This is a genomic window from Bradyrhizobium erythrophlei, from assembly GCF_900129505.1.
Taxonomy (GTDB): domain Bacteria; phylum Pseudomonadota; class Alphaproteobacteria; order Rhizobiales; family Xanthobacteraceae; genus Bradyrhizobium; species Bradyrhizobium erythrophlei_D.
Genome location: NZ_LT670818.1, coordinates 5,480,706 through 5,500,873, shown reverse-complemented (window position 1 = coordinate 5,500,873; position 20,168 = coordinate 5,480,706). Strand labels below are relative to the sequence as shown.

21 protein-coding genes and 1 pseudogene are annotated in these 20,168 nt (G+C 63.5%); 4 read left to right on the top strand and 18 right to left on the bottom strand.

The features are described 5' to 3' along the window. Positions 1–11: 11 nt before the first annotated feature. The 6 genes from B5525_RS25280 to B5525_RS25260 form a co-directional block, all read right to left on the bottom strand. Entirely contained in the window at positions 12–941 is a 930-nt protein-coding gene (locus B5525_RS25280) for a Gfo/Idh/MocA family protein (RefSeq protein WP_079573763.1), read from the bottom strand. Between the two features lie 5 nt (positions 942–946). Further along, on the bottom strand, positions 947–1,885 hold the full coding sequence (locus B5525_RS25275) for a dihydrodipicolinate synthase family protein (protein WP_079568440.1): 939 nt from the start codon (positions 1,883–1,885) through the stop codon (positions 947–949). A 56-nt stretch (positions 1,886–1,941) separates the two neighbouring features. After that, positions 1,942–2,664 (bottom strand): FadR/GntR family transcriptional regulator, encoded by a 723-nt coding sequence (locus B5525_RS25270; protein ID WP_079568439.1) that lies wholly within the window; start codon positions 2,662–2,664, stop codon positions 1,942–1,944. A 188-nt stretch (positions 2,665–2,852) separates the two neighbouring features. Beyond that, positions 2,853–3,023: a hypothetical protein gene (locus tag B5525_RS44385; RefSeq protein ID WP_154073416.1), complete on the bottom strand. Its 171-nt coding sequence runs from the start codon at positions 3,021–3,023 to the stop codon at positions 2,853–2,855. A gap of 77 nt (positions 3,024–3,100) precedes the next feature. After that, positions 3,101–4,561 (bottom strand): amidase, encoded by a 1,461-nt coding sequence (locus tag B5525_RS25265; RefSeq protein ID WP_079568438.1) that lies wholly within the window; start codon positions 4,559–4,561, stop codon positions 3,101–3,103. 74 nt (positions 4,562–4,635) lie between these two features. Further along, positions 4,636–5,139, bottom strand: a complete 504-nt coding sequence (locus tag B5525_RS25260) for an Lrp/AsnC family transcriptional regulator (protein ID WP_079568437.1) — start codon at positions 5,137–5,139, stop codon at positions 4,636–4,638. A 154-nt stretch (positions 5,140–5,293) separates the two neighbouring features. Here B5525_RS25260 and ald point away from each other — a divergent pair, with 154 nt between their 5' ends. Continuing rightward, positions 5,294–6,409 (top strand): alanine dehydrogenase, encoded by a 1,116-nt coding sequence (gene ald, locus B5525_RS25255; protein ID WP_079568436.1) that lies wholly within the window; start codon positions 5,294–5,296, stop codon positions 6,407–6,409. Between the two features lie 103 nt (positions 6,410–6,512). Here the strand turns inward: ald and B5525_RS25250 are convergent, their stop codons facing one another. Both B5525_RS25250 and B5525_RS25240 read right to left on the bottom strand, forming a co-directional pair. Further along, positions 6,513–6,725, bottom strand: a complete 213-nt coding sequence (locus tag B5525_RS25250; protein WP_079568435.1) for a hypothetical protein — start codon at positions 6,723–6,725, stop codon at positions 6,513–6,515. Positions 6,726–6,880: 155 nt separating this feature from the next. After that, a pseudogene (locus tag B5525_RS25240) lies at positions 6,881–7,885 on the bottom strand (Bug family tripartite tricarboxylate transporter substrate binding protein). 114 nt (positions 7,886–7,999) lie between these two features. Between B5525_RS25240 and B5525_RS25235 the strand changes: the two are divergent. After that, positions 8,000–9,181: an FAD-dependent monooxygenase gene (locus B5525_RS25235; protein WP_244567573.1), complete on the top strand. Its 1,182-nt coding sequence runs from the start codon at positions 8,000–8,002 to the stop codon at positions 9,179–9,181. 9 nt (positions 9,182–9,190) lie between these two features. Here B5525_RS25235 and B5525_RS25230 read toward each other — a convergent pair whose 3' ends face one another. From B5525_RS25230 to B5525_RS25205, 6 genes are all read right to left on the bottom strand, one after another. Beyond that, positions 9,191–9,826 (bottom strand): LysE family translocator, encoded by a 636-nt coding sequence (locus B5525_RS25230; RefSeq protein WP_079573761.1) that lies wholly within the window; start codon positions 9,824–9,826, stop codon positions 9,191–9,193. A gap of 23 nt (positions 9,827–9,849) precedes the next feature. Continuing rightward, entirely contained in the window at positions 9,850–10,773 is a 924-nt protein-coding gene (locus B5525_RS25225; protein ID WP_079568431.1) for an acetamidase/formamidase family protein, read from the bottom strand. 36 nt (positions 10,774–10,809) lie between these two features. Next, positions 10,810–11,661, bottom strand: a complete 852-nt coding sequence (locus B5525_RS25220; protein ID WP_079568430.1) for an ABC transporter permease — start codon at positions 11,659–11,661, stop codon at positions 10,810–10,812. Further along, positions 11,658–12,488, bottom strand: coding sequence for an ABC transporter ATP-binding protein (locus B5525_RS25215; RefSeq protein ID WP_079568429.1), 831 nt, complete (start codon positions 12,486–12,488; stop codon positions 11,658–11,660). Before B5525_RS25215 ends, B5525_RS25220 begins: the two co-directional genes overlap by 4 nt. Beyond that, a complete protein-coding gene (locus B5525_RS25210; RefSeq protein WP_079568428.1) occupies positions 12,485–13,519 on the bottom strand; it encodes an ABC transporter substrate-binding protein in 1,035 nt (344 codons plus the stop codon). The genes B5525_RS25215 and B5525_RS25210 overlap by 4 nt, the downstream gene beginning before the upstream one ends. Positions 13,520–13,854: 335 nt before the next feature. Next, the gene (locus B5525_RS25205; protein WP_079568427.1) at positions 13,855–14,241 is read right to left on the bottom strand and encodes a transposase; all 387 of its coding nucleotides are present in this window, start codon (positions 14,239–14,241) and stop codon (positions 13,855–13,857) included. Between the two features lie 227 nt (positions 14,242–14,468). On the opposite strand from B5525_RS25205, the gene B5525_RS25200 reads away from it, so the two are divergent. Next, positions 14,469–15,407, top strand: coding sequence for an acetamidase/formamidase family protein (locus B5525_RS25200; protein ID WP_079568426.1), 939 nt, complete (start codon positions 14,469–14,471; stop codon positions 15,405–15,407). Between the two features lie 376 nt (positions 15,408–15,783). Here the strand turns inward: B5525_RS25200 and B5525_RS25190 are convergent, their stop codons facing one another. The 4 genes from B5525_RS25190 to B5525_RS25175 all read right to left on the bottom strand — a co-directional run bounded on the left by B5525_RS25190 (position 15,784) and on the right by B5525_RS25175 (position 19,456). Continuing rightward, the gene (locus B5525_RS25190; RefSeq protein WP_079568424.1) at positions 15,784–16,833 is read right to left on the bottom strand and encodes a hydroxyacid dehydrogenase; all 1,050 of its coding nucleotides are present in this window, start codon (positions 16,831–16,833) and stop codon (positions 15,784–15,786) included. Positions 16,834–16,846: 13 nt separating this feature from the next. Beyond that, positions 16,847–17,740 (bottom strand): amidohydrolase family protein, encoded by an 894-nt coding sequence (locus B5525_RS25185; RefSeq protein ID WP_244567572.1) that lies wholly within the window; start codon positions 17,738–17,740, stop codon positions 16,847–16,849. After that, positions 17,737–18,705: a Bug family tripartite tricarboxylate transporter substrate binding protein gene (locus B5525_RS25180; protein WP_079568423.1), complete on the bottom strand. Its 969-nt coding sequence runs from the start codon at positions 18,703–18,705 to the stop codon at positions 17,737–17,739. Before B5525_RS25180 ends, B5525_RS25185 begins: the two co-directional genes overlap by 4 nt. 82 nt (positions 18,706–18,787) lie before the next feature. Then, on the bottom strand, positions 18,788–19,456 hold the full coding sequence (locus B5525_RS25175) for a GntR family transcriptional regulator (protein WP_079568422.1): 669 nt from the start codon (positions 19,454–19,456) through the stop codon (positions 18,788–18,790). A gap of 165 nt (positions 19,457–19,621) precedes the next feature. Between B5525_RS25175 and B5525_RS25170 the strand changes: the two genes are divergently transcribed. After that, a complete protein-coding gene (locus B5525_RS25170) occupies positions 19,622–20,164 on the top strand; it encodes a thiamine pyrophosphate-binding protein (protein ID WP_079568421.1) in 543 nt (180 codons plus the stop codon). The last annotated feature ends 4 nt before the right edge of the window (positions 20,165–20,168 follow it).

Below are 20,168 nucleotides of genomic sequence, written 5' to 3'. Positions count from 1 at the left end.
TTGCGCCAAGTTCAATCCTCGATGAATGGTTCGACCTCGCGGCGCCGGCCGAGCATAAAGGCATCAGCGACATGGACCAGCGGCGACAGATCGACATCGGACACACCGCTCGCAATCAGTTCGACGAAACGCCGATAGATACCGCGATACTCCGCCTGCTTCTCGTCAACCAGGGTACGGTCATCATGGACGAGGCGGCTGCCACCGGACGAAAGCGTCAGCCGCCCGGCATCACTCTCGACGCGGATATCCCAGGTTTGCGGACCGGTCCGGCGCCAATCAAATTCAGCGCGGATCGCCATACCGGTGTCATCCGAGAAGGCGAGATCGGCTGCGATGGGGGCCGCGCGATTGCGCGGGAAGCACAGCTCGGCCCGGATCAGAAAGAAAGGCCGCGGCAGGATGCGGGTGAGAATCGAGAGCGCGTTGATGCCGGGATCGAACACGCCAAGTCCACCCGGCTCCCAGATCCAGGCCTGGCCGGGATGCCAGACTCTGACGTCTTCCTTCCATTCGACAACGACCGATTTGATCTGGCGGCCAGCGAGGAAACTCCTCGCGGGTTCGACGGCCGGCGCGAAACGGGAATGCCAGGTCGCAAACAGCGTTCGCCCGGTTTGCCGCGCAGCCGCGACCAGCGGGCCTAATTCACTGACGGTCGCGCCAGGAGGCTTTTCGAGCAGCACATGCTTGCCGGCCCTTAATGCGGCCGCCGCCTGCGTTTGACGCACCTGAGGCGGTGTACAGAGCGCAACGGCATCGATGTCACGTGCATCAGCAAGCAGTTGATCGAGCGTCGCGAAATGCGCAATGCCCTCGATGGACGCATTGCGGCTGGCGATCGCGGCGAGCTCAATCCCCTCGGTGCCTGCAATGGCCGGGATGTGCTGATCCCTGGCGATCTTGCCGAGACCGACGATGGCAACGCGAATCGAAGTCACCACGGCTACCTGCCCCATCGCAACACGAGCGGACCGAGACGGTTCGCGATTTCGATCAGCCCCGCCCGAGCCGCCGGATGCAGCGGCTGCAAGGGAAGACGGACTGTTTCGTGCTTGATGACGCCGCCTTCCTTCATCAGCGCCTTGCATGCGATGAGGCCACACTGGCGATTTTCATAGTTGATCAGCGGCAGCCAGCGTTCATAGGCAGCAACAGCCTCGCCGCGGCGGCCGGCGAAATACGGATCCGTGATCTGGCGGATCCCGTCGGGATAACCACCGCCGGTCATGGCGCCAGTCGCTCCGGCATCGAGGTCGGCCATCAGCGTGATCGCCTCCTCGCCGTCCCACGGGCCCTCGATCGCGGCGCCGCCGAGCGCAATCAACTCGCGCAGTTTGGCCGCGGCCTGGGGCGTCTCGATCTTGAAATAAGCGATGTTCTTGAGCTCGCGCGCCATGCGGGCGAGGAAGGCTGCCGACAGTGGCGTGCCGGCGACCGGCGCATCCTGGATCATGACGGGAATGGAGATCGCGTCCGAAACCGTGCGATAGAACTCGTAGATGGCATTTTCTCCGACCCGGATGGTCGCGCCGTGATAGGGCGGCATCACCATCACCATGGCGGCGCCCGCCAGCTCGGCCCGCCGCGAGCGTTCGGCGCAGATGTGCGAAGCAAAATGCGTCGTCGTGACGATCACGGGCACGCGGCCGGCGACATGATTGAGCACGATGTCGAGTACCTGGTCGCGCTCAACGTCGGTCAGCACGAACTGCTCGGAGAAGTTGGCGAGAATGCACACCCCATGCGAGCCGGCATCGATCATAAAGTCGACGGCGCGCTTCTGACCATCGAGATCAAGCCGGCCGTCGCCATCGAACACTGTCGGCACGACCGGAAATACGCCCTTATAGGGCTGCGGTACACTGGAGTTTGCTATTACCATCCTCTGCTCTCCTCCACCCCTCGGCGGTACGATGATTGTCATCCAGACCGAGGGCTTCAGCCGGCCGCGCCATGCCGGCGAAGACCGTTGAAGATCACATTCATCATCGCCGCGGAGGCCGCCTCGGCGTCCCGGTCAGCGATCGCATCGACGATGCGCTCGTGGGCAGCGATGGTGATCTCGCGCTCCTGTTCCTCAGTGGGCGCGCTCAGCCGGAAAGACGCGCGTAATGCGGCCTCGATTACGGCGCCGATCGACCGCATGAACGGGTTGGCCGAAATCGTCGCGACATCAAGATGCAGCCGGAGGTCGGCATCGGCGAATTCAATCGTGTCCGAGGCGAAGCTCCGCATCTTGACGATGCTGTCGCGCAGAACAGTGATGGCATCGCCAGACCATCGTTCGGCGGCGAGCGCGGCCGCGCGCGGCTCCACGGCAAGGCGGATATCGGCGAGATCGCGAAGAAACCGCTTGTCGATTCCAGCCTCAAGGTGCCAGCCGAGGAGATCGGGATCGAACATGTTCCATGCCGACCGTTCCCTCACCCGCGTGCCAACGCCCGCCTTCGAAATGAGCAGCCCCTTGGCCGACAGTGTCTTCATGCTTTCGCGCAGCACGGTGCGCGAAACCTCGAACATAGCGGTTAGCTCTGCATCGCGCGGCAAAGCAGTGCCTTCCGGATAGCGGCCGACGATGATGTCGATCCCGATCGTCCGCGTTACCTCCAGCTGGCTGGAATGGCCGCGGCCCGGCGCAATCACGACGAGATCGGATCTCATGGCACTCCTCCCGCGGTTAGAGCGACTGGCCGCTTTGCGGGCCGCAGCAGGATTTGCAGCAAGGCGATGAAGGCAAACAGCAGAAAACCCGGTCACGATGTTGGTCCACCAGCTCGACAGATTACCGTCGAAGGTGATGTCCTGCGGGCGTATGTCGAAGAACTGCGGCGAGACCAGCCGGTCCGCGGTCAGCCGACTGTCAGAGCGGCGGCGGAGGCGCCGTTTGCGTTGAGCGGCGTCAGCGCAATGAACGCTTCGGGAAGTAGTTTTTGGAGAATCATGGCTGGTTTCGCTCCCAAACTGTTTGCGGACCGCCGTCCTGCCTCTTCGGGCAAGATCAGAGCTGGCGGGATATCCATGCCATAACTCGCAATTCTTGTATAGCAGATAATCATATTAGTATGACTAATTGCCCACGTTGGCGCTTCGATGGAGATCAATCGCGGTTGGTGCATGAAGCCGTCGGCGTCGGAACCGCAGCCGGCCACCGATCGAGCTCATTCTGCGCCGCTTCGAACAGCGCGCAGACGCGCAACAATTCGGCATCGCCGCGAAAGCGCCCCACCAGTTGCAGGCCGATGGGAAGCCCGTCGGCGCCGAATCCACAGGGAAGACTCACCGCCGGATGCCCGGTCATATTGAACGGCATGGTCCAGGGAAACCAGTTGGGGCGAACGTCCGAAAATACCTCACCGTCGATGTCGATGGTGCCGAACAGATCCTGCCCGATCGGAAGCGCGGTGCGCGAGATCGTCGGCATGACCAGCAGGTCGGCGTGCTGCAGCAGCGATTGCACGCGCCGGAACAGGATGGTGCGATCGAACATCGCCTGCTGGTAATCGGCACCGCTGATCCGTTGCGCCAGCCCCAATTGCCGCAGGAAGGTTTCGCTCAACGCGTCGCGATGCTCGGCCGCGAGCTTTTCAAACCGAGTCCGCCAGACGGTGTGATTGATCGCGCGCCAGATCGGCTCGACATCGAAGCCGTCGCCGGCCATTTCCTCGCAGTCCGCACCGAGGGCCTCGAGCGTCTTCAGGCTGGCTTTGAAGGCCGCGGCCACATCGGCGGAAGCCTTGCGGCCGGGAGGCGCGAGGCAGAACAGAATCTTCTTGTCCTTGAGGTCGCCGCGCGGCAGGGCACCGGCGATGAAATCCGCCGGCGGAATTCCGATCGACCAAGGATCGGACGCATCCTCCCCGGCCATCGCCTGCATCATCAGCGCGGTGTCGGCAACGTTGCGCGTCATCGGCGTGACATAGGTTTGATTGCCGAAGGCGTCCTGCACCTGGCTGTGGGGGATCACGCCATTGCTCTGCTTCAGCCCGACGACGCCGTTGCACGCCGCCGGAATGCGGGTGGATCCGCCGCCATCGGTCGCGACCGCGAGCGGCGCCAGGCCGCTGGCGACGGCCACCGCGGCGCCTCCGCTGGAGCCGCCGCTGGACCGCTCAGCGCTCCAGGCGTTGCGCGTGCGGCCAAACAAGGGTGAATCGGTCAGGCACTTGGTGCCGAATTCCGGCGTCGTGGTCTTCCCGATTAGGATTGCGCCGGCCGCGCGCAGCCGCGCCACGGCGACCGCGTCATGGTCGGGAACGTTGTCCCGGTAGGGAATGGCCCCAAAGGTCGTGCGCACGTCCTTGGTATTGACGATGTCCTTGACGGTAAACGGGATGCCTTCCAGGCCGCGAAGCGGATCGCCCGCCATGATCCGGCGTTCGGCATCCCTTGCTTCAGCCAGCGCCCGGTCGGCGCAGATCTCGATGAAGCAGTTCAACAGGGGTTGCAATCGCTCCACGCGCGCCAGGACGGCGCGGGTGATTTCGAGCGGCGAAATCTCCTTAGCGCCGATTTGCCGTCGCAGTTCGCCGGCGGAGAGGAAGCAGGGATCATCGCTCATCTTCAAACCGCTCCCCGAGGACTATTCCGCTCTGGCAGACACTAGCGGCTTTACACCAACCGATACGGTCGCCGCTACCGCGCAGCGTGACCGGAGCGTTGTTTTCGCGATGCACCGAAGATCACCGGCGGCACGGCGCGGTTGACCACTTCGCGCATTGCGAAGCTCGATTGAATGCGCGCCACCCGCGGCAACCGTGACAATTCGGTGCGGTGGATGCGCTCGAAGTCCTCGATATCCTGCGCCATGACAATGACGATGTAGTCGTCGCTGCCGGACATCAGGAAACACCGCACCACTGACGGACAGTTGATGACCGCGGCCTCGAACGATTTCAGCGCGTCTTCATTCTGGCTTTCGAGCGTGACCCTGACCAGCACGGTGGTGGAAAGGCCGAACCGCGCCAGATCCAGCACGGCCTGATAGCCGCGAATGAAGCCTTCCTCCTCCAGCACCTTCTGCCGCCGGGCGATCGCGGTCGAGGAGAGCCCGACCCGCTCGGCGAGGTCGACCTGGCTCGCCCGGGCATTGATCGTGAGTTCCGACAGGATGGTCGTATCGAATTGGTCGAGTTTCATTTGGTCCGATCCCTGCGGCTTCGATTTCTGCGCAAAAACCCAGATTTGTGCCGATTTCCGGCGAGAAAACAGATTAGAGCAGCAAGATCGCAAGGTTTCAAACCCGAATCTTCCCTACAATTAACAGCAGGTTTTGAACAGGGAGCGACCAGCCATGCGCGTCGGAGTGCCGAAGGAGATCAAGGTCCACGAATATCGGGTCGGCCTCACGCCGGGCGCGGTGCGCGAATATGTGGCGGCGGGCCACAATGTCGTCGTCGAGACCGATGCGGGCGGCGGGATCGGCGCCACCGACGAGGCCTACCGCAAGGCGGGCGCCGTCATTGCCGGCACCGCCGCCGAGATTTTCAAGACCTGCGACATGGTCGTGAAGGTCAAGGAGCCGCAGCCGCGCGAATGGAGCCAGCTGCGCGAAGGCCAGATCCTCTTCACCTATCTGCATCTGGCGCCGGATCCAGCGCAAGCCAAGGGCCTGATGGAATCGGGCTGCACCGCCGTCGCCTATGAGACCGTGACCGACGACAAGGGCGGCCTGCCCCTGCTTGCTCCCATGAGCGAAGTCGCGGGAAGGCTCTCGATCGAAGCGGCCGGCTCGGCCTTAAAGCGCAGTGCCGGCGGCCGCGGCCTACTGCTCGGCGGCGTACCGGGCGTGGTCCCCGCCCGGGTCGTGGTGCTCGGCGGCGGGGTTGTCGGCACCCATGCGGCGCGGATGGCAGTCGGGCTCGGCGCGGAAGTCACGATTCTCGACCGCTCGATCCCGAGGCTGCGCGAACTCGATGAGCTGTTCGAGGGCCGGGCGCGCACGCGGTTTTCCACTATCGAGGCGGTCGAACACGAGGTTTTCGCCGCCGACGTCGTGATCGGTGCGGTTCTCGTCCCCGGCGCCAGCGCCCCGAAACTGGTGACGCGCGAGATGCTGAAATCGATGCAGAAGGGCGCGGTTTTGGTCGATGTGGCGATCGATCAGGGCGGCTGCTTCGAGACCTCCCATGCCACCACGCATGCCGACCCCACTTACGAGGTCGACGGCATCATCCATTATTGCGTGGCGAACATGCCGGGCGCGGTTCCCCTCACCTCAAGCCATGCCCTCAACAACGCCACCCTGCCGTTCGGCCTCGCGTTGGCGAACCTCGGCTTCGCGGCGGTGACGCAGAATCCGCATCTGCGCGCGGGGCTCAACGTTCACCGGGGCCGTATCACCAACAAGGCTGTCGCCGAAAGCCTCGGCCTGTCCTTCCCGCCGTTGGAGGGTCCGCTCGCCGCGTGAGCATCAGGCAATAGCGTTTTCCGGCGAAAACCTGCCCCGCACGGGGATAGCGGGGCGGATACGGTCCACGGGACGAAAACACGTCAAACAAACGATCTGCGGCTCAGGACGGAAAGTCGGCGACCCTGATATGGATGCGGTCGGCGTGCAGCGACCAGTCGCGGAGCGCTTGCGCTTCGCAGAATTTCTTCTTGGCGAGTTCCGCGGCGTGGCCCTCGCTTGAAGCATCGACTTCCAGAGTGCCCTGGCAGGCTTCGATCTCGTGGCCGTTTTCGCCAAGCACATCCTTCAGGAACCGAACGACATAGTGTGACATGGAAGCTCCTCCAGCTTCGATAGCGCCCCCCCGGCCGGCCCATCTAAATCTATCGCACGGAATGGGTCTTGATTGATATCAAAACCTGCGTCTGTCTGTAGCGCGCCGTCGTTCTCCGCCCGTCGGCCCACGGCGGCCCGGATGCGCGGTGGGGATCATTGCAGCTTGATATCGGCCGCCTTGATCACATTGCCCCACCGCTCTACCTCTTCGTGCATATAGGTCGCGGCCTTGGCCGCCGAGCCGCCAAAGGTCTCCGCCGACAATTTCTTCAGACGATCCTGCACTTCCGGCTGGCGCAGGGCTTCATTGACGTCGGCATTGATCTTGTCCGTGATGCCTTTCGGTGTGGCCGGCGGCGCCACGATCGCATACTAGGCTACGGCCTCGAAGCCCGGCAACGTTTCCGCGATGGTCGGCACGTCGGGAAGCGACGGCAGCCGCTGCCTCGAGGCGACCGCAAGCAGTTTGAGATTGCCGGCCTCGACCAGGGCCAAGGAGACGCCGAGATTGTCGAACATCAGGTCGACGTCGCCGGCGAGCAGGCCGGCCAGCGCCGGGGCCGATCCGCGATAGGGAATCGAACGCATCTTCACTTTGGCCATCACCTGGAAAAGTTCCGCGGTGAGATGCGAGGTCGTGCCATTGCCCTGGGTGGCCGCCGTCACCTGCTCGGGGTTGTTCCGCAGGTATTCGATGAGTTCGGGCACGCTTGATGCCTTGATCTTCTTCGGATTGACGATCAGCGCGTTCGGCACATGGGCCATCACGACGATGGGTTCGAATTTGGCCGGCTCGAAACCGAGCTGGGGATAGAGATTCTGGTTGATCACCAAAGGCGGCGGCGGGCACGACAGCAGCGTGTAACCGTCGGGTGCGGCGTGATAGACGAAATCGGCGCCGATGTTTCCCCCCGCTCCCGTGCGGTTCTCGATGATGACCGGCTGGCCCCATTTGCGCGACAGCCAGTCCGCGACCAGGCGCGGGACGGCGTCGGCGGTGCCGCCCGCGGCGAACGGCACGATGATCCTGACCGGCCGGTCCGGATAGCCTTCGGCACGCGCCGGCGTGGCTGATGGCGTGGAAAGGAGCGCCACAAACGCCAGTGCGGCCACGGTTCGGCCGAGTAGACTCAACAAATGCGTGTACGCGCCGGGCATCCGATTCCTTCCCCGATTAGTCCACGGTTGACCCGTGCTTGATGGCAAAATGCCTTGGTCTGTGGGAGACTACAATCGCGCAGTTTTCAGCCGCACGTGCCAAGGAGTTGAATGGTGCCCTCTCGTCTTGATGTCGTGATCGTGGGAGGCGGCATCGGCGGCCTGTTCGCGGCCAATGCGCTCACGGCCCAGGGCATGCGGGTTGCGATCTATGAGCAGGCGCCTGCGATCGCCGAGGTCGGCGCCGGCGTGTTTCTCACCCCCAACAGCGTGCGGCACCTGCAGCGGATCGGACTGGAGCCTGCTGTGGAAAAATGGGGCGCGCGGGTCGGCCCCGGTTCCCACTACTTCCGCCACGACGGGGCGCCGATCGCGCCGGTCCAGGTCACGGACTCCTCGGGCTGGAACGCGACGTTCGGGATGCACCGCGCCGATCTGGTCGAGATGCTGGCCGGCGCCCTGCCTCCCGGCACGGTTCGTACCGGACATCGCGCCACAAGCTTCGAGCAGGACGGCGAGCTCGCCCTTGTATCGTTCGCCAATGGCGCCACCGCCGAGGGCGATATCGTCATCGCCGCCGACGGCATCCACTCGGAGCTTCGGCCCCATGTCTTCGCGGCGTCGCAGCCGGTGTTTTCAGGATCGGTCGCCTACCGGGGGCTGGTGCCGCATGAGCGCGTTCCGGACTGGCCGACCGACCGCTGGCAGATGTGGCTCGGCAAGGGCAGGCATTTCCTCGCCTTTCCCGTGCGCGCCGGCAAGCTCATCAACTATGTCGGATTCGTTCCCACCGACGAGGAAATGAAGGAATCCTGGACCGCGCCCGGCAATCCCGACGTGCTGCGGCAGGCCTTTGCGGGCTGGGATCCGCGCATCCATCAACTGCTGAGCGAAGTTGAGGTGACGTTCCGCTGGGCACTCTATGACCGCGAGCCTTTGCCGGTCTGGACCAGGCAAAGGCTCGGCCTGCTCGGCGATGCCGCGCATCCGATGCTTCCGCATCTCGGCCAGGGCGCCAACCAATCGATCGAAGACGGCATCGCGCTGGCGACCATCCTGGCGCGCGCGGATCGGACGACCGCGCCGTCCGCCCTGCTCGCCTATGAGCGGCTGCGCCGGGAACGCGTGGCCCAGGTCCAGCGCGGCGCCCGCGAGAACGGGCTGCGGTATGATTCCGCCCATTCCGATCTCGGTGTCAGAGACGCCGAGATCACCGCGCACGCCGCATTCCGCAAGCGGCTCTACGACCACGACGTGGTGCCGGACGCGCAGGCCGCGGCGGCGGCGCTTATGTGATTGCCCGTTTCAGCGCGCGAGCATGGGGACGCGAACGCCGAGATAGACGAACAGCCCGCCCAGCGCGCGATTGATCCAGGCCAGCGCGCGACCGGACTGCCTGATGCGACCGGCGGCGCTGGCGGCGAACGCCGCGACGCCAAGGCACCAGAGCGTGCCGTTGAAAATGAAAATCAGCCCGAGCAGCAGGAACGCAACGGCCTTGTGCGGCGAATCCGCCGTCACGAATTGCGGCAGGAAGGCGAGAAGGAACAGCGCCACTTTCGGGTTCAGGACGTTGGTCAGCGCGCCCTGCACGAACACCTGACGCAGCGAAATCGCGCCGCTCGGGGCTACCGCATCATCCGCGCGCGCTTGCGGGCGAGACAGCAACATTTTCACCCCCATGAAGCAGAGATAGGCCGCGCCAACCCATTTCACCAACGTGAACGCGGCGGATGACGCCGCCAGCAGCGCCGACAGTCCGATCGCCGCCGCGAACACGTGAACGAGGCAGCCGGCGCTGATGCCGAGCGCCGCGGCCGCGCCGCCGCGCCATCCCAGTTGTACGGAGCGGCCGATGATGTAGGCCGTGTCGGGTCCGGGCGTGACGTTGAGCAGCAGCCCGGACACGATGAAGAGCCAGAGTTCGTGAATACCGAGCATGATTTTCCGATCTTCCCGCGGCATCAGCCGAAGTAACGGCTCAGGATGCCCTTATCGACCTTGCATATATAGGTGTACTTCGGATTGACCACCTGGGTGCAACGCGCTTCGGCGATCTGACCGAGCAGCATGTATCCTTCCGGCGCCGGAATCTTCCAGTCGTCTTCCATCCAGTACACCATTTCCTCGAAGGCAATGCGCATAGCGTCCTCGAGCGGGCGGGCGCAGCCGAGCGTGCAGATATGGGTCGGCGTTTCGATGCGCGGATGATTCAACCGCCGCGGCGCCTTCTCGAGCGAAACCTTCACGGTCAGCGTCGTCGCGATCTCGACCGCGCCCATCCCGTTGCATTCGCCGTCGCCCTGAATCGCATGGCAATCGCCCATGAACAGATGCGTGCCGTCCTTGTTGACGCGGAACATCACGGTGTTGCCGGTGGTGATTTCCTGGACGTCCAGATTGCCGCCATGCGGACCGTTGTCGACGGTCAGCACCGCGCCATGAACCGGCGCCACGCCGAGCACGCCGATCATCGGCTTTACCGGCAGCTTGAGATGATCGTTCCAGTGCACGCGGCCGTCCTTGACCTCGACCACCCGGGTCTGGATGCCGAATTCCTTGCGCCGGACCCAATCGGGAAACATGCCGATGCCCGGCCACAGCGCGGTGAAGCCGAGCTTGTCGAGCTCGATGTTGACGATTTCCACCTTCAGCATGTCACCGGCTTTCGAGCCGCGGACCTCGATCGGTCCGGTGGCCCCGTTGACGAAGGGCATGGTGACGTCAGCCTCGGTCAACTGCTGTCCGAGATGGCGGATGGTGCCGTCATTGACGTTGATCGCGCATTCCACCACGAAGGTCTCGCCTGGATCGACGGCGGCGATGTAGCGATCGTCCCCTGACAGCGCGTATTTGATGTTGTTGGCCTTGCTGACGCGCTTGGACATGTTCGCTCCCGGGTTATTCATGACCGTTTCAGGAATTCAGAGATGACGGCGCCACGGCATCAGCAGCCGCTCGACCTTGCCGACGATGAAAGTCAGGATCAGCGCCAGCGCGATGGTGGCAACCAGTGCCGCGAATACTTTCGGAATCACGTAGAGAGAGCCGGCCTTGAAGATGGCGTGGCCGAGCCCTTCCGACGACGACATGAACTCGCCGACGATGGCGCCGATCAGCGCGAAGCCGACGGTGAGCTTCAGCCCGGCGAAAATATCGGTCAGCGAGGCCGGCACCACCAGCTTGCGGAAGATCTGGAACTTCGACGCCCCCAGCGTCCGCATGAGGTTGATCTGGTCCGGATCGACGCCGACCGCGCCCTTGTAGGACGTGACGAGGGCAACGATGACCACCGAGAGGGTCGACATCGCGACCTTCGAGATCAGGCCGGTGCCGAACCAGATGATGATGATCGGCGCCAGCGCGATAATGGGGATGGAGCCGACCGCAATCACGAAGGGTTCGACGACGCGGGACACGAAGTGCGAGTACCACAGCGACAGGCCGAACACCGTGCCGAACAAATTGCCGACGAAGAAACCGAGCAGGGTCTCGATCCCGGTCACATAGGTGTCGCGCCACAGGCTGCCGTCGCGCGCCATCTGCAGCAGGAAGCCTGCGATCGCCGAAGGCGATCCGAACATGAAGGCGGCCGCGCGGCTCTGCGACGTCATGTACTCCCAGAAGGCGAGGAATACGGCGAGGATCGCGATCTGCGTTGCCACCACGAGCGCCGTCCGGCGCAGCCTCTTCCATCGCTGGCTCGCGGCCGGGACCAGCGCCGGTTGCGATGAAGTCGTTGATCGGACCACGCCGGTATCCACTTCCGCAGTCATTGCAGGACCACGTCAAGGTCGGCCCAGATGCGCCGGACATATTGGCTGAATTCCTGGCTCTGGCGCAGGCCGATCATGTCGGTGCGCTCGGCGCCCAGCTCGATGTCGTAGCTGGCCTTGATACGGGTCGGCCGCTTGGACAATACGATGACCCGATCGGCCAGCGATACCGCCTCCTCGATATCATGCGTAATCAGCAGCAAAGAGCGCCGGCTTTGCCGGACCAGCGCCGCCGTATCACTCTCGATCAAAAGCTTGCTCTGGAAGTCCAGGGCGGCAAAGGGCTCGTCGAGCAACAACACGTCGGGCTCGTGGACCAGGGTGCGGGCCAGGGCCACCCGCTGGCGCATGCCGCCCGAGAGCGTGGAAGGATAGTGGTCGGCGAAGCCATGAAGTCCGAGCTGGTCGAGCATCGCGCGGCCGCGATCCTCGGCCTCACCCGAGGCGACACCGCGAATCTCGAGCCCCAGCATGGCGTTGCCGAGCGCCGTCCGCCAGGGCAGCAGCAAATCCTTTTGCAGCATGTAGCCGACATTCTGCGGCTGACCGGACACCTCGCGGCCATGCCAGCGGATACGCCCGGAATCCGGCGTCAGCAACCCGCACAGGGTATTGAGCAGCGTCGTCTTGCCGCAGCCGGACGGCCCGACAATGCTGACGATCTCGCCTTCCCGCAAGGTCAGGCTGAGGTCGCCGATGACCGGCACCATCAGGCCGCCGACCTCATAGCTCTTGGCGACATGCTCCACGACGAGCGGCGCAACCGGTGCGCCGCTGACTACGTTCCCTGAATCCCCTGCGTTCTGAACGACGCCGGCACCCGTCATTTGAGGCTAGCAACCGCCTTGTTGGCGAATGAATTGTCGATGATCTGATCGAAGGGAATGCTGCCCTTGGCATTGCCGAGATAGATCTGCATGTCCATCAGGTTCTTCCACTGATCTTCCTTGGTCACCACCGACTGCGCAGGAATCAGAAACTTGAGCTCCGCATCGATCGCCTTGTCGACGACATCGCCCGGCAGATCCGGGAATTCCTTGCGCGCGACCTCCTTTGAGAAAGCCGGATCCGCATAGGTCTTGCGCGAGGCCTCCTCGAACGACGTCACGAGCGCCTGCACCATCTCCGGATCCTTCTGGATCGTCGAGGGCAGCACCATGATCCCGGTGTTGCAGAACGGGCCGATGTAGCTCGAGAAATCGAACACGACCATGGCGCCCTGCGCTTCGGCCGCCGCCACGCTCGGCTGATAGGCGATGGCAATGTCGGCCTGGCCGGCCAACATTGCGGCGATCTCGGTGCCCGGATTGACGGGAACGATGGTGGCATCGACACCGACCTTGAGGCCGGCCTTTTCAAGCAGCCGCTTGGCGACGCTGTAATTGGTGTTCGGCTCGGGCGACGTGACGATCTTCAGTCCTTTGAAACCCCTGGGATCGGTGATCGGCTGCAGCGTCTTCGACACGCCAAAATAATGCGCGCGCTGGACGACCGTTCCCACCACGACGCCGGGTCCGCCATTCTCGCGCGAAATTTGCGCCATCGTCGCATCGCCGATGGCGAAATCCGCCGAGCCGCCGAGCACGGCCGCGAATGTCTGGGTGTCGCCGCCGGCGGCACTCACCTGCATGTCGAGCCCGTTCTTCTTGAAGATGCCGGCGTGCATGCCGACATACAGATTGATGTAGCCGAGATTGTGCACGGCTTCGCTGAAACGCACGGTCTTCAGCTCCGCCGCACGCGCGCCGCTCGAACTGATCAGTGACGAGGCACCGATGCCGCCCGCGATGGACATCGTTGTCGTCAGGAAGTTTCGGCGAGTCAGTGAATTGAAGCGATGGCGAACACGATCGGTCATGATTCTTATCTCCTCCACTGATAACCCGGCAACGGATGGAGGGAAGAGTAGTCCGCTCATTCAACAAGCAGCAAGTTGAAAGAAGCGACAGCAATTGCTCGGTGCAGCGAAAGGCAATTCATTGTGTCACCGGCTTGCCACAATAATTCAATCGGTGACTGCAATTTGCCGTTTGCATGCTTCAGGAAACGCCTCGATGAACAATCGCGCGTCATGCCAAATATCATTATGTCGTTTTTGACATTATGGCCGCCCAAAGAAACGTCGCTTCTCGCCGTCGCGGGAAATCCGGCTCCTTCACATGGAGCGGCTGATTGCCTGAGCGGTCGTGTTCTTCAGGGATTGACCCGCAGCGAAGCGAAGCGTCCCGTCAGGGCGCCGCCGCATTTTTCCGCAGCACTTCGGATCGCCTGCTTCTGCTTGCGTTCCCTGTCGTCGGACGAAGCGACCGCGGGCGCGGCCTGCGAAAGCTCCTTTTCGCCGGGATCCCGCAACCGTTCGAACAGGTTGCTCACCAATCCACGCAGCCGCGCATTCTCCGCCGCCAGTTCCTTCATCTGCATGACCGCGGGCGCATTGAGACCGCCAAAGCGCCGGCGCCAACGATAGAAGGTTCGCAGCGACACCCCCGCGGTGCGGCAGATCTCCGCCACCGAGACGCCCGCGCTCGCTTCATAGAGCAGATGCAGAATTTCGCTTTCGGTGAATTGGGAACGTCTCATCAGGTGCCCCTTTCGAACGTCCGACACACACCGGCGACGCGCCACTGGCGGCGCGGCATGCGCCAATGCCTACCCACGCACTGGAGATGATAGCCTGAATACGAACCGGCCTCTAGAATTTCGAAACAGGTCTCGTCGCAAGGCAGTCCGAACCGCGACGCAATGGTCCCGGCCTTGCCCGCATGATTGGGAGCTGATTTGCTTGATCAAATTTCCGGAGTATTGCCATGCCGCGTCGTCATGAAATTCCAAGCACGCCTGAAGCTATGGTATGGGGATACCTCGATTGTTCGACGCCGCCGATCCTCGAGGTCAGCTCGGGCGACACCGTTACCCTGCACAGCTTCCCGGCCGGCGGAAAGGAAACCCTGCCGGACGACCTCAGCCTGGTTGCCGCCGATTACATGAAGGCGCTGGAGACGCTGCCGCCCGGGCCGGGCCCACACTTCATCACCGGACCGGTCTATGTGAAGGGAGCGCATGTCGGTGACGCCCTGCAGATCGATATTCTCGACGTCAAGGTGCGGCAGGATTGGGGTTTCGTATCCATCCTGCCGCTGCTCGGCACGCTGCCCGACGAGTTCACCGATTACGAAACGATCCATCCGGCCATTGATCGGCAACGCAACGTCTGCGTGATGCCTTGGGGTACGGAAATCCCGATCGATCCCTTCTTTGGCATCATCGCGACGGCCCCGCCGCCACGTTGGGGACGCTGCGGATCGCCGGTGCCGCGCGCATTCGGCGGCAACATGGACAACAAGGAGCTGCGGGCCGGCACTACCCTCTACTTGCCGGTCTTCAATGAAGGCGCATTGTTCTTCGCGGGCGATGGTCACGCCGTCCAGGGCGACGGCGAGGTGTGCATTACCGCACTGGAAACCGGCGTCACCGGCACCTTCCGTCTCACCGTCCGCAAGGATATGGAGCTCAATTGGCCGTTTGCCGAGAGCGCAACCCATCTGATGTCGATTGGTCTGGACGAAGATCTCGACGACGCCGCCAAGCAGGCGGTCAGGGAGATGGTGAAGCATGTTTGTGCGCGAACCAACCTGTCGCGCAACCAGGCCTATATGCTGTGCTCGCTTGCCGGAAATCTGCGGGTGACCCAGCTCGTCGACGGCAACAAGGGCATCCACATGTTGCTGCCGAAATCCTGCCTGTGAGGCGCACGCCTGTCACGGCGTCGGCGATGGGTGTGGATTGCCCTTAAGCGCCGGCGGCCGGCAGGCTCGCGGCCGCGATGGCGACGATCTGGGCAAGCCGGCGTCGAAGCCGGGATGGCGTCGCGCGCAGCAATGAACCGAGTTTTCGCATATCGCCAGTTCCTTCCGCGCCGGCGGAACAATGCTCCGCGCAAGTAGCGCTTCCGGAAAAATGGGCCTGCCGGGCGAACGTGTCGAGACGCGTGCGAAAATAGCAACGCGCGCGTCGTCTGGTCGCGATTTGGCAGTGGATTTATTGCCGTGATCGCGCCGCTGGCGGTCGAAATCTTCTCCGCCAAAAATCGGCGCGCAGGCCTCCATCCACGCGTCACAGTTGTTATCCCGGCGTAAACCCGAAGGTGCGCTCGAAACGCCTCGCATAGTCGCCCCAGACCTCCGGGTTGATGATGCGCGGCGCCCGCTTGCCGTCGAGCGCGTCCAGCATCTGCTCGGCGGCGATCCGGCCCATGTTCTCGCGCGCTTCTTTTGTGACGCCGGCCGTATGCGGGCTTGCCAGCACGTTGTCGAACTGCAGCAGCGGATGGTCCGGCGGCGGCGGCTCCTTGGCCCAGACGTCGAGCCCGGCCCCCGCAATGCGCTTCTCCCGCAACGCTTCCTCCAGCGCCGCCTCGTCGTGGATGAAACCGCGCGCCGTGGTAATGAAAAAAGCGTGCGGCTGCATGCTCGCGAATTCACGCGCGCCGATCATGCCACGGCTTTCTTTCGTCAGTGGACACGAGATCGAGACAAAATCCGAACGGCGCAGCAAATCGTCCAGCGTGACCTTCTCGCCGCCGCGCTCCGCCATTTCGGTCGCCGACAGATAGGGATCATAGGCCAGCACGTTCATGCCGAGCAGGCCCCGGCAAAGCGCGGCGATGCGGCGGCCGACATTACCGAGCCCGACGATGCCGATGGTCTTGCCTTGCACTTCCGTCCCCATCAGGGCGTTGCGGTCGACATTCGCCTGGCGCCGCAGCGCGCGGTCGGACTGGATGATGCGCTTTGACAACGTCAGCATCATGCCGAGCGCGTGTTCGGCGACCGAATGCGCATTGCCGCCAGACTGGTTGACCACCAGCACGCCTGCCGCCGTGCAGGCCTCGACGTCGACCGGGTCGAAGCCCGCGCCGTTGCTCGAGACGATCAACAGGTTCGGTGCGCGGCGCAGCAAATCGGCATGAACGTGAAAGTGCGGCGCCAGTTCGTCGCGCGCCGCCCCGATTTGATAGGCATGCGCCGCCGCGAGAATGGGTGCTGCGATATCGTCGGGGCTTTCATTCTCGAGCCGATCCAGCCGCACGTCGGGCCGCGCCCGCAGGATGTCGGCATAGATCGGGTTCGCAAGATATTTGACGTAGAACACGCGCTTGTTGTTGACGGACATTTTTGACGTGCTTTCAGTTCGGGAAATCATAGAGGTTGGTGGGATTGGTCACGAGGATGCGGTGCTGCGTCGGCAGGTCCGGCGTCCACAACTGGAACAATTCGAACAGATGTCCGGCGTCGGGCATCTCGCCCTCGACGCGCGGATGCGGCCAGTCGCCGCCCCACACCAGCCGTTCGGGGTTGGCCCGCAGCAGCGCTTCGTGAAACGGCCGCGCATCCGGATAATCCGGCGCGTTGCGGCTGAGGCGATGCGCGCCCGACAGCTTGGCCCAGCACCAGCCGTCGCCGACCGCGCGCAACAGACTCTGGAAACCCGCGGTGCCCGTGCCGGCGCGGGCGTCGGTGCGGCCCATGTGATCGATCACCACCGGCAAGCCGAGCGATTTCAGCTCCGGCATCGTCTCCGGCAGGTCCTTCACATCGATCCAGAGCTGCAGATGCCATCCGAGTTCGGCCATGACCGGCGCGAGCGCCTCGGCCTCCTTTAGCGGCACACCGCCGCGATAATGCAATTGGCCGTCGCGGAAGAAATGATTGAAGCGCAGGCCGCGGACGCCAATGCTGTTCCATTCGCGCAAGACCGCCGGTGAGACCTCGCTATCGGCCACCGCGACGCCGCGCAAACGGTCCGGCCGCCGCTTCAACGCATCGAGCATTGCGGAATTGTCGTGGCCATGCGCGCTGCCCTGCACCAGCACGCCGCGCGCGAAGCCGATTGCATCCAGCATATCCAGATATTTTTCCAACGGCGCGTCCGGCGGCGTATAGCTGCGATCGTCGGCGTACGCGAAGCGCGCCGCGGGTCCGAACACATGGGCATGCGTATCGCAGGCGCCGGGCGGCGGCGGTACTTTCGGCCGGCTGACGTCGCGCGGCGCAAGGCAGGCGGGAATCATCGGGTTCATTCGGCTTTCATGCCGGCGCCCTTGATGATCGGCCCCCATTTGTCGTAGTCGGCGCGGATCTTGGCGTCGAATGCTGTCGGCGAGCTGCCGATCGGGGAAGCGCCGAGCTTGCCCAGGCGCTGCTTGACGGCGTCGGTGTTCAACGCCACGACGAAATCATGCGAGAGTTTTTCAACGAGATCGGGCGGCATGCCGGTCGGTCCGAGCAGGCCCCACCACACTTCGGTGTCGTAGCCCGGCACGGTCTCGGACATGCTCGGCACGTCGGGGAGGAACGACGCCCGCGACGCCGTCGTGACCGCTAGCGCCCGGACGCTGCCCGCCGCAAGCTGGCCGACCGATTCCGGCCCATTGTTGAACGACATCGGAATTTGCCCGCCCAGGAGATCGTTGATTGCTGGCGCGCCGCCCTTGTAAGGGATGGGATTGATGTCGATCTTCGCGAGATTCTTCAGGAGTTCGCCGGCAAGATGCGTCGAGGTTCCGTTGCCGGCATGGCCATAGGCGAGGCTACCGGGTTTGGCGCGCGCCTGCGCGATCAGATCGGCCAGCGTCTTGAACGGAGAGTCGGCTTTCACCAGCAGGATATTCGGAGACGATGCCAGCAGCGAAATCGGTGTGAAGTCTTTGAGGGTATCGTAGGGAAGCTTTTCATACAGGAATGGATTGGTCGCGTGGCCGCTGGCGACGACGATCAGGGTGTAGCCGTCGGGCGCCGCCGCGGCGAGCGCCTGCGATGCGACCACCCCGCCCGCGCCGGGCCGGTTTTCGACGACGACGCCCTGCCCCCATTGCCGGGAGACCGCATCGCCCAGCGTGCGCGCCAGGACGTCCACCGCACCCCCGGCGGGATAAGGCACGTAAATATGCACGGGTCTTGACGGAAATCCGCTCTGCGCCGACGCAGCGCCCGAGCTCAACACCGCCGCCGCGACTACCGCACACATCCTGAGCCGTTTGCCCATGATCCCTCTCCCTTACAGTCTTTTGATTATGATTATGCCGTCTATATCTTGTCCCGAACCGTACTCCCGAAGTCCCCGCCCCTCATACCATTCCCGCATTCAACGCGATCGCCTGTTTCAGCGCTGCAATCACGCCGTCCATGTGTCGCAACATCGCGGCTTCGGCGGCCGCCTCGTCACGCGCACAGATCGCTGCAACGATTGCTGCATGCTCCTGCACTGAAGCCTTGGCCCTGCCGGGCAGCAGGATGGCGCGGTACTGCTGTCGAACGATCTGCGATTTCAACGTCTCCAGCAATCTCGCCACCGTCTTGTTGCCTGCGATGCGTTGAATCTCAGCATGAAGCTGCCCGTTCAACCGCGACACCTGGATGAAGTCCGAGGCGGCGTACGCCTTCCGCATGGCGGTGACGATCTTGCGCAGATTCCCGGCATCCGCTTTGCCGGCACACGAAGCAGCCTGCCGTGCTACGACGCCTTCGAGCGCACGGCGCGCATCGGCGATTTCCATCGCTTCGCGATCGGACACCAGGCGGACACGCGCGCCACGATTGCGCTCGCGAATGACCAGACCCTCCTGGTCCAGCATCGCCAGCGCGATCCGAACGTTGGCGCGGTTGGTTTGCAGCACCGTCGCAAGATCCGCCTCGACCAAACGCTCGTTGGGCACGAACCGTCCAGTCGCAATGAACTCGCGCAGACGCACCGCCACATCGCTCTTGTCATTCTGCTTGAGTACGTGCGCCTCCATCAACCACCGTTGCGACTTTGCCAGTGTGGCCGCCCCGCGGGGCCGGATCTTTAATGTCCAATATTGTTAACAATTTTGTTGATCAGGTCAAGGCTGGCTGCTACGGATACGACCGTCAGCGATGACGTACTGCGAAAGCCGAACGCCTATCAGGGGGAGTGATTGATGACGGCTGCCGAGGAACGAACCTCGACCCAAAGCTGGCACGAGGTGGTGCGCCAAACCCTCAAGCGCAACGACATCCGGCTGGTGCCCTACGTTCCCGACCGCGTGCTCACGACGCTGATCAAGAGCATTCACGCCGACCCGTTCTTCACCTGCTTTCCCACCGCGCGCGAGGAAGAAGCGGTCGGCATCGTCTCCGGTGCCTGGATGGCCGGCATGAAGGGCGCGGTGCTGATGCAGACCTCGGGCTTTGCGACACTCGCCAATGTGCTGGCCTCGCTGGCGGTCCCCTATCAGATCCCGCTGATCATGTTCGTCTCCGAACGCGGCACGCTCGGTGAGTTCAATTACGGCCAGGCGCTGGTCTGCCGCACCATGCGGCCGGTGCTCGACTCGCTCGCCGTGGAGCATCACACTTGCACCCGGCTCGACGAGTTCGAGTTCATCGTCGATCGCTCGATCAAGCAGGCCGTCACCACCCAGGCGCCGGTGGCGCTGATCCTGTCGCCGCTGTTGACCGGCGGCAAAGTGTTCGACAAGTGAGATC

What these genes read in the sequence shown, in the direction of transcription:
- B5525_RS25275 (WP_079568440.1), bottom strand. Translation starts at nt 1,885, where the DNA reads ATGGTAATAGCAAACTCCAGTGTACCGCAGCCCTATAAGGGCGTATTT.
- B5525_RS25270 (WP_079568439.1), bottom strand. Translation starts at nt 2,664, where the DNA reads ATGAGATCCGATCTCGTCGTGATTGCGCCGGGCCGCGGCCATTCCAGC.
- B5525_RS44385 (WP_154073416.1), bottom strand. Translation starts at nt 3,023, where the DNA reads ATGGATATCCCGCCAGCTCTGATCTTGCCCGAAGAGGCAGGACGGCGG.
- B5525_RS25265 (WP_079568438.1), bottom strand. Translation starts at nt 4,561, where the DNA reads ATGAGCGATGATCCCTGCTTCCTCTCCGCCGGCGAACTGCGACGGCAA.
- B5525_RS25260 (WP_079568437.1), bottom strand. Translation starts at nt 5,139, where the DNA reads ATGAAACTCGACCAATTCGATACGACCATCCTGTCGGAACTCACGATC.
- ald (WP_079568436.1), top strand. Translation starts at nt 5,294, where the DNA reads ATGCGCGTCGGAGTGCCGAAGGAGATCAAGGTCCACGAATATCGGGTC.
- B5525_RS25250 (WP_079568435.1), bottom strand. Translation starts at nt 6,725, where the DNA reads ATGTCACACTATGTCGTTCGGTTCCTGAAGGATGTGCTTGGCGAAAAC.
- B5525_RS25230 (WP_079573761.1), bottom strand. Translation starts at nt 9,826, where the DNA reads ATGCTCGGTATTCACGAACTCTGGCTCTTCATCGTGTCCGGGCTGCTG.
- B5525_RS25225 (WP_079568431.1), bottom strand. Translation starts at nt 10,773, where the DNA reads ATGTCCAAGCGCGTCAGCAAGGCCAACAACATCAAATACGCGCTGTCA.
- B5525_RS25220 (WP_079568430.1), bottom strand. Translation starts at nt 11,661, where the DNA reads ATGACTGCGGAAGTGGATACCGGCGTGGTCCGATCAACGACTTCATCG.
- B5525_RS25215 (WP_079568429.1), bottom strand. Translation starts at nt 12,488, where the DNA reads ATGACGGGTGCCGGCGTCGTTCAGAACGCAGGGGATTCAGGGAACGTA.
- B5525_RS25210 (WP_079568428.1), bottom strand. Translation starts at nt 13,519, where the DNA reads ATGACCGATCGTGTTCGCCATCGCTTCAATTCACTGACTCGCCGAAAC.
- B5525_RS25205 (WP_079568427.1), bottom strand. Translation starts at nt 14,241, where the DNA reads ATGAGACGTTCCCAATTCACCGAAAGCGAAATTCTGCATCTGCTCTAT.
- B5525_RS25200 (WP_079568426.1), top strand. Translation starts at nt 14,469, where the DNA reads ATGCCGCGTCGTCATGAAATTCCAAGCACGCCTGAAGCTATGGTATGG.
- B5525_RS25190 (WP_079568424.1), bottom strand. Translation starts at nt 16,833, where the DNA reads ATGTCCGTCAACAACAAGCGCGTGTTCTACGTCAAATATCTTGCGAAC.
- B5525_RS25185 (WP_244567572.1), bottom strand. Translation starts at nt 17,740, where the DNA reads ATGAACCCGATGATTCCCGCCTGCCTTGCGCCGCGCGACGTCAGCCGG.
- B5525_RS25180 (WP_079568423.1), bottom strand. Translation starts at nt 18,705, where the DNA reads ATGGGCAAACGGCTCAGGATGTGTGCGGTAGTCGCGGCGGCGGTGTTG.
- B5525_RS25175 (WP_079568422.1), bottom strand. Translation starts at nt 19,456, where the DNA reads ATGGAGGCGCACGTACTCAAGCAGAATGACAAGAGCGATGTGGCGGTG.
- B5525_RS25170 (WP_079568421.1), top strand. Translation starts at nt 19,622, where the DNA reads ATGACGGCTGCCGAGGAACGAACCTCGACCCAAAGCTGGCACGAGGTG.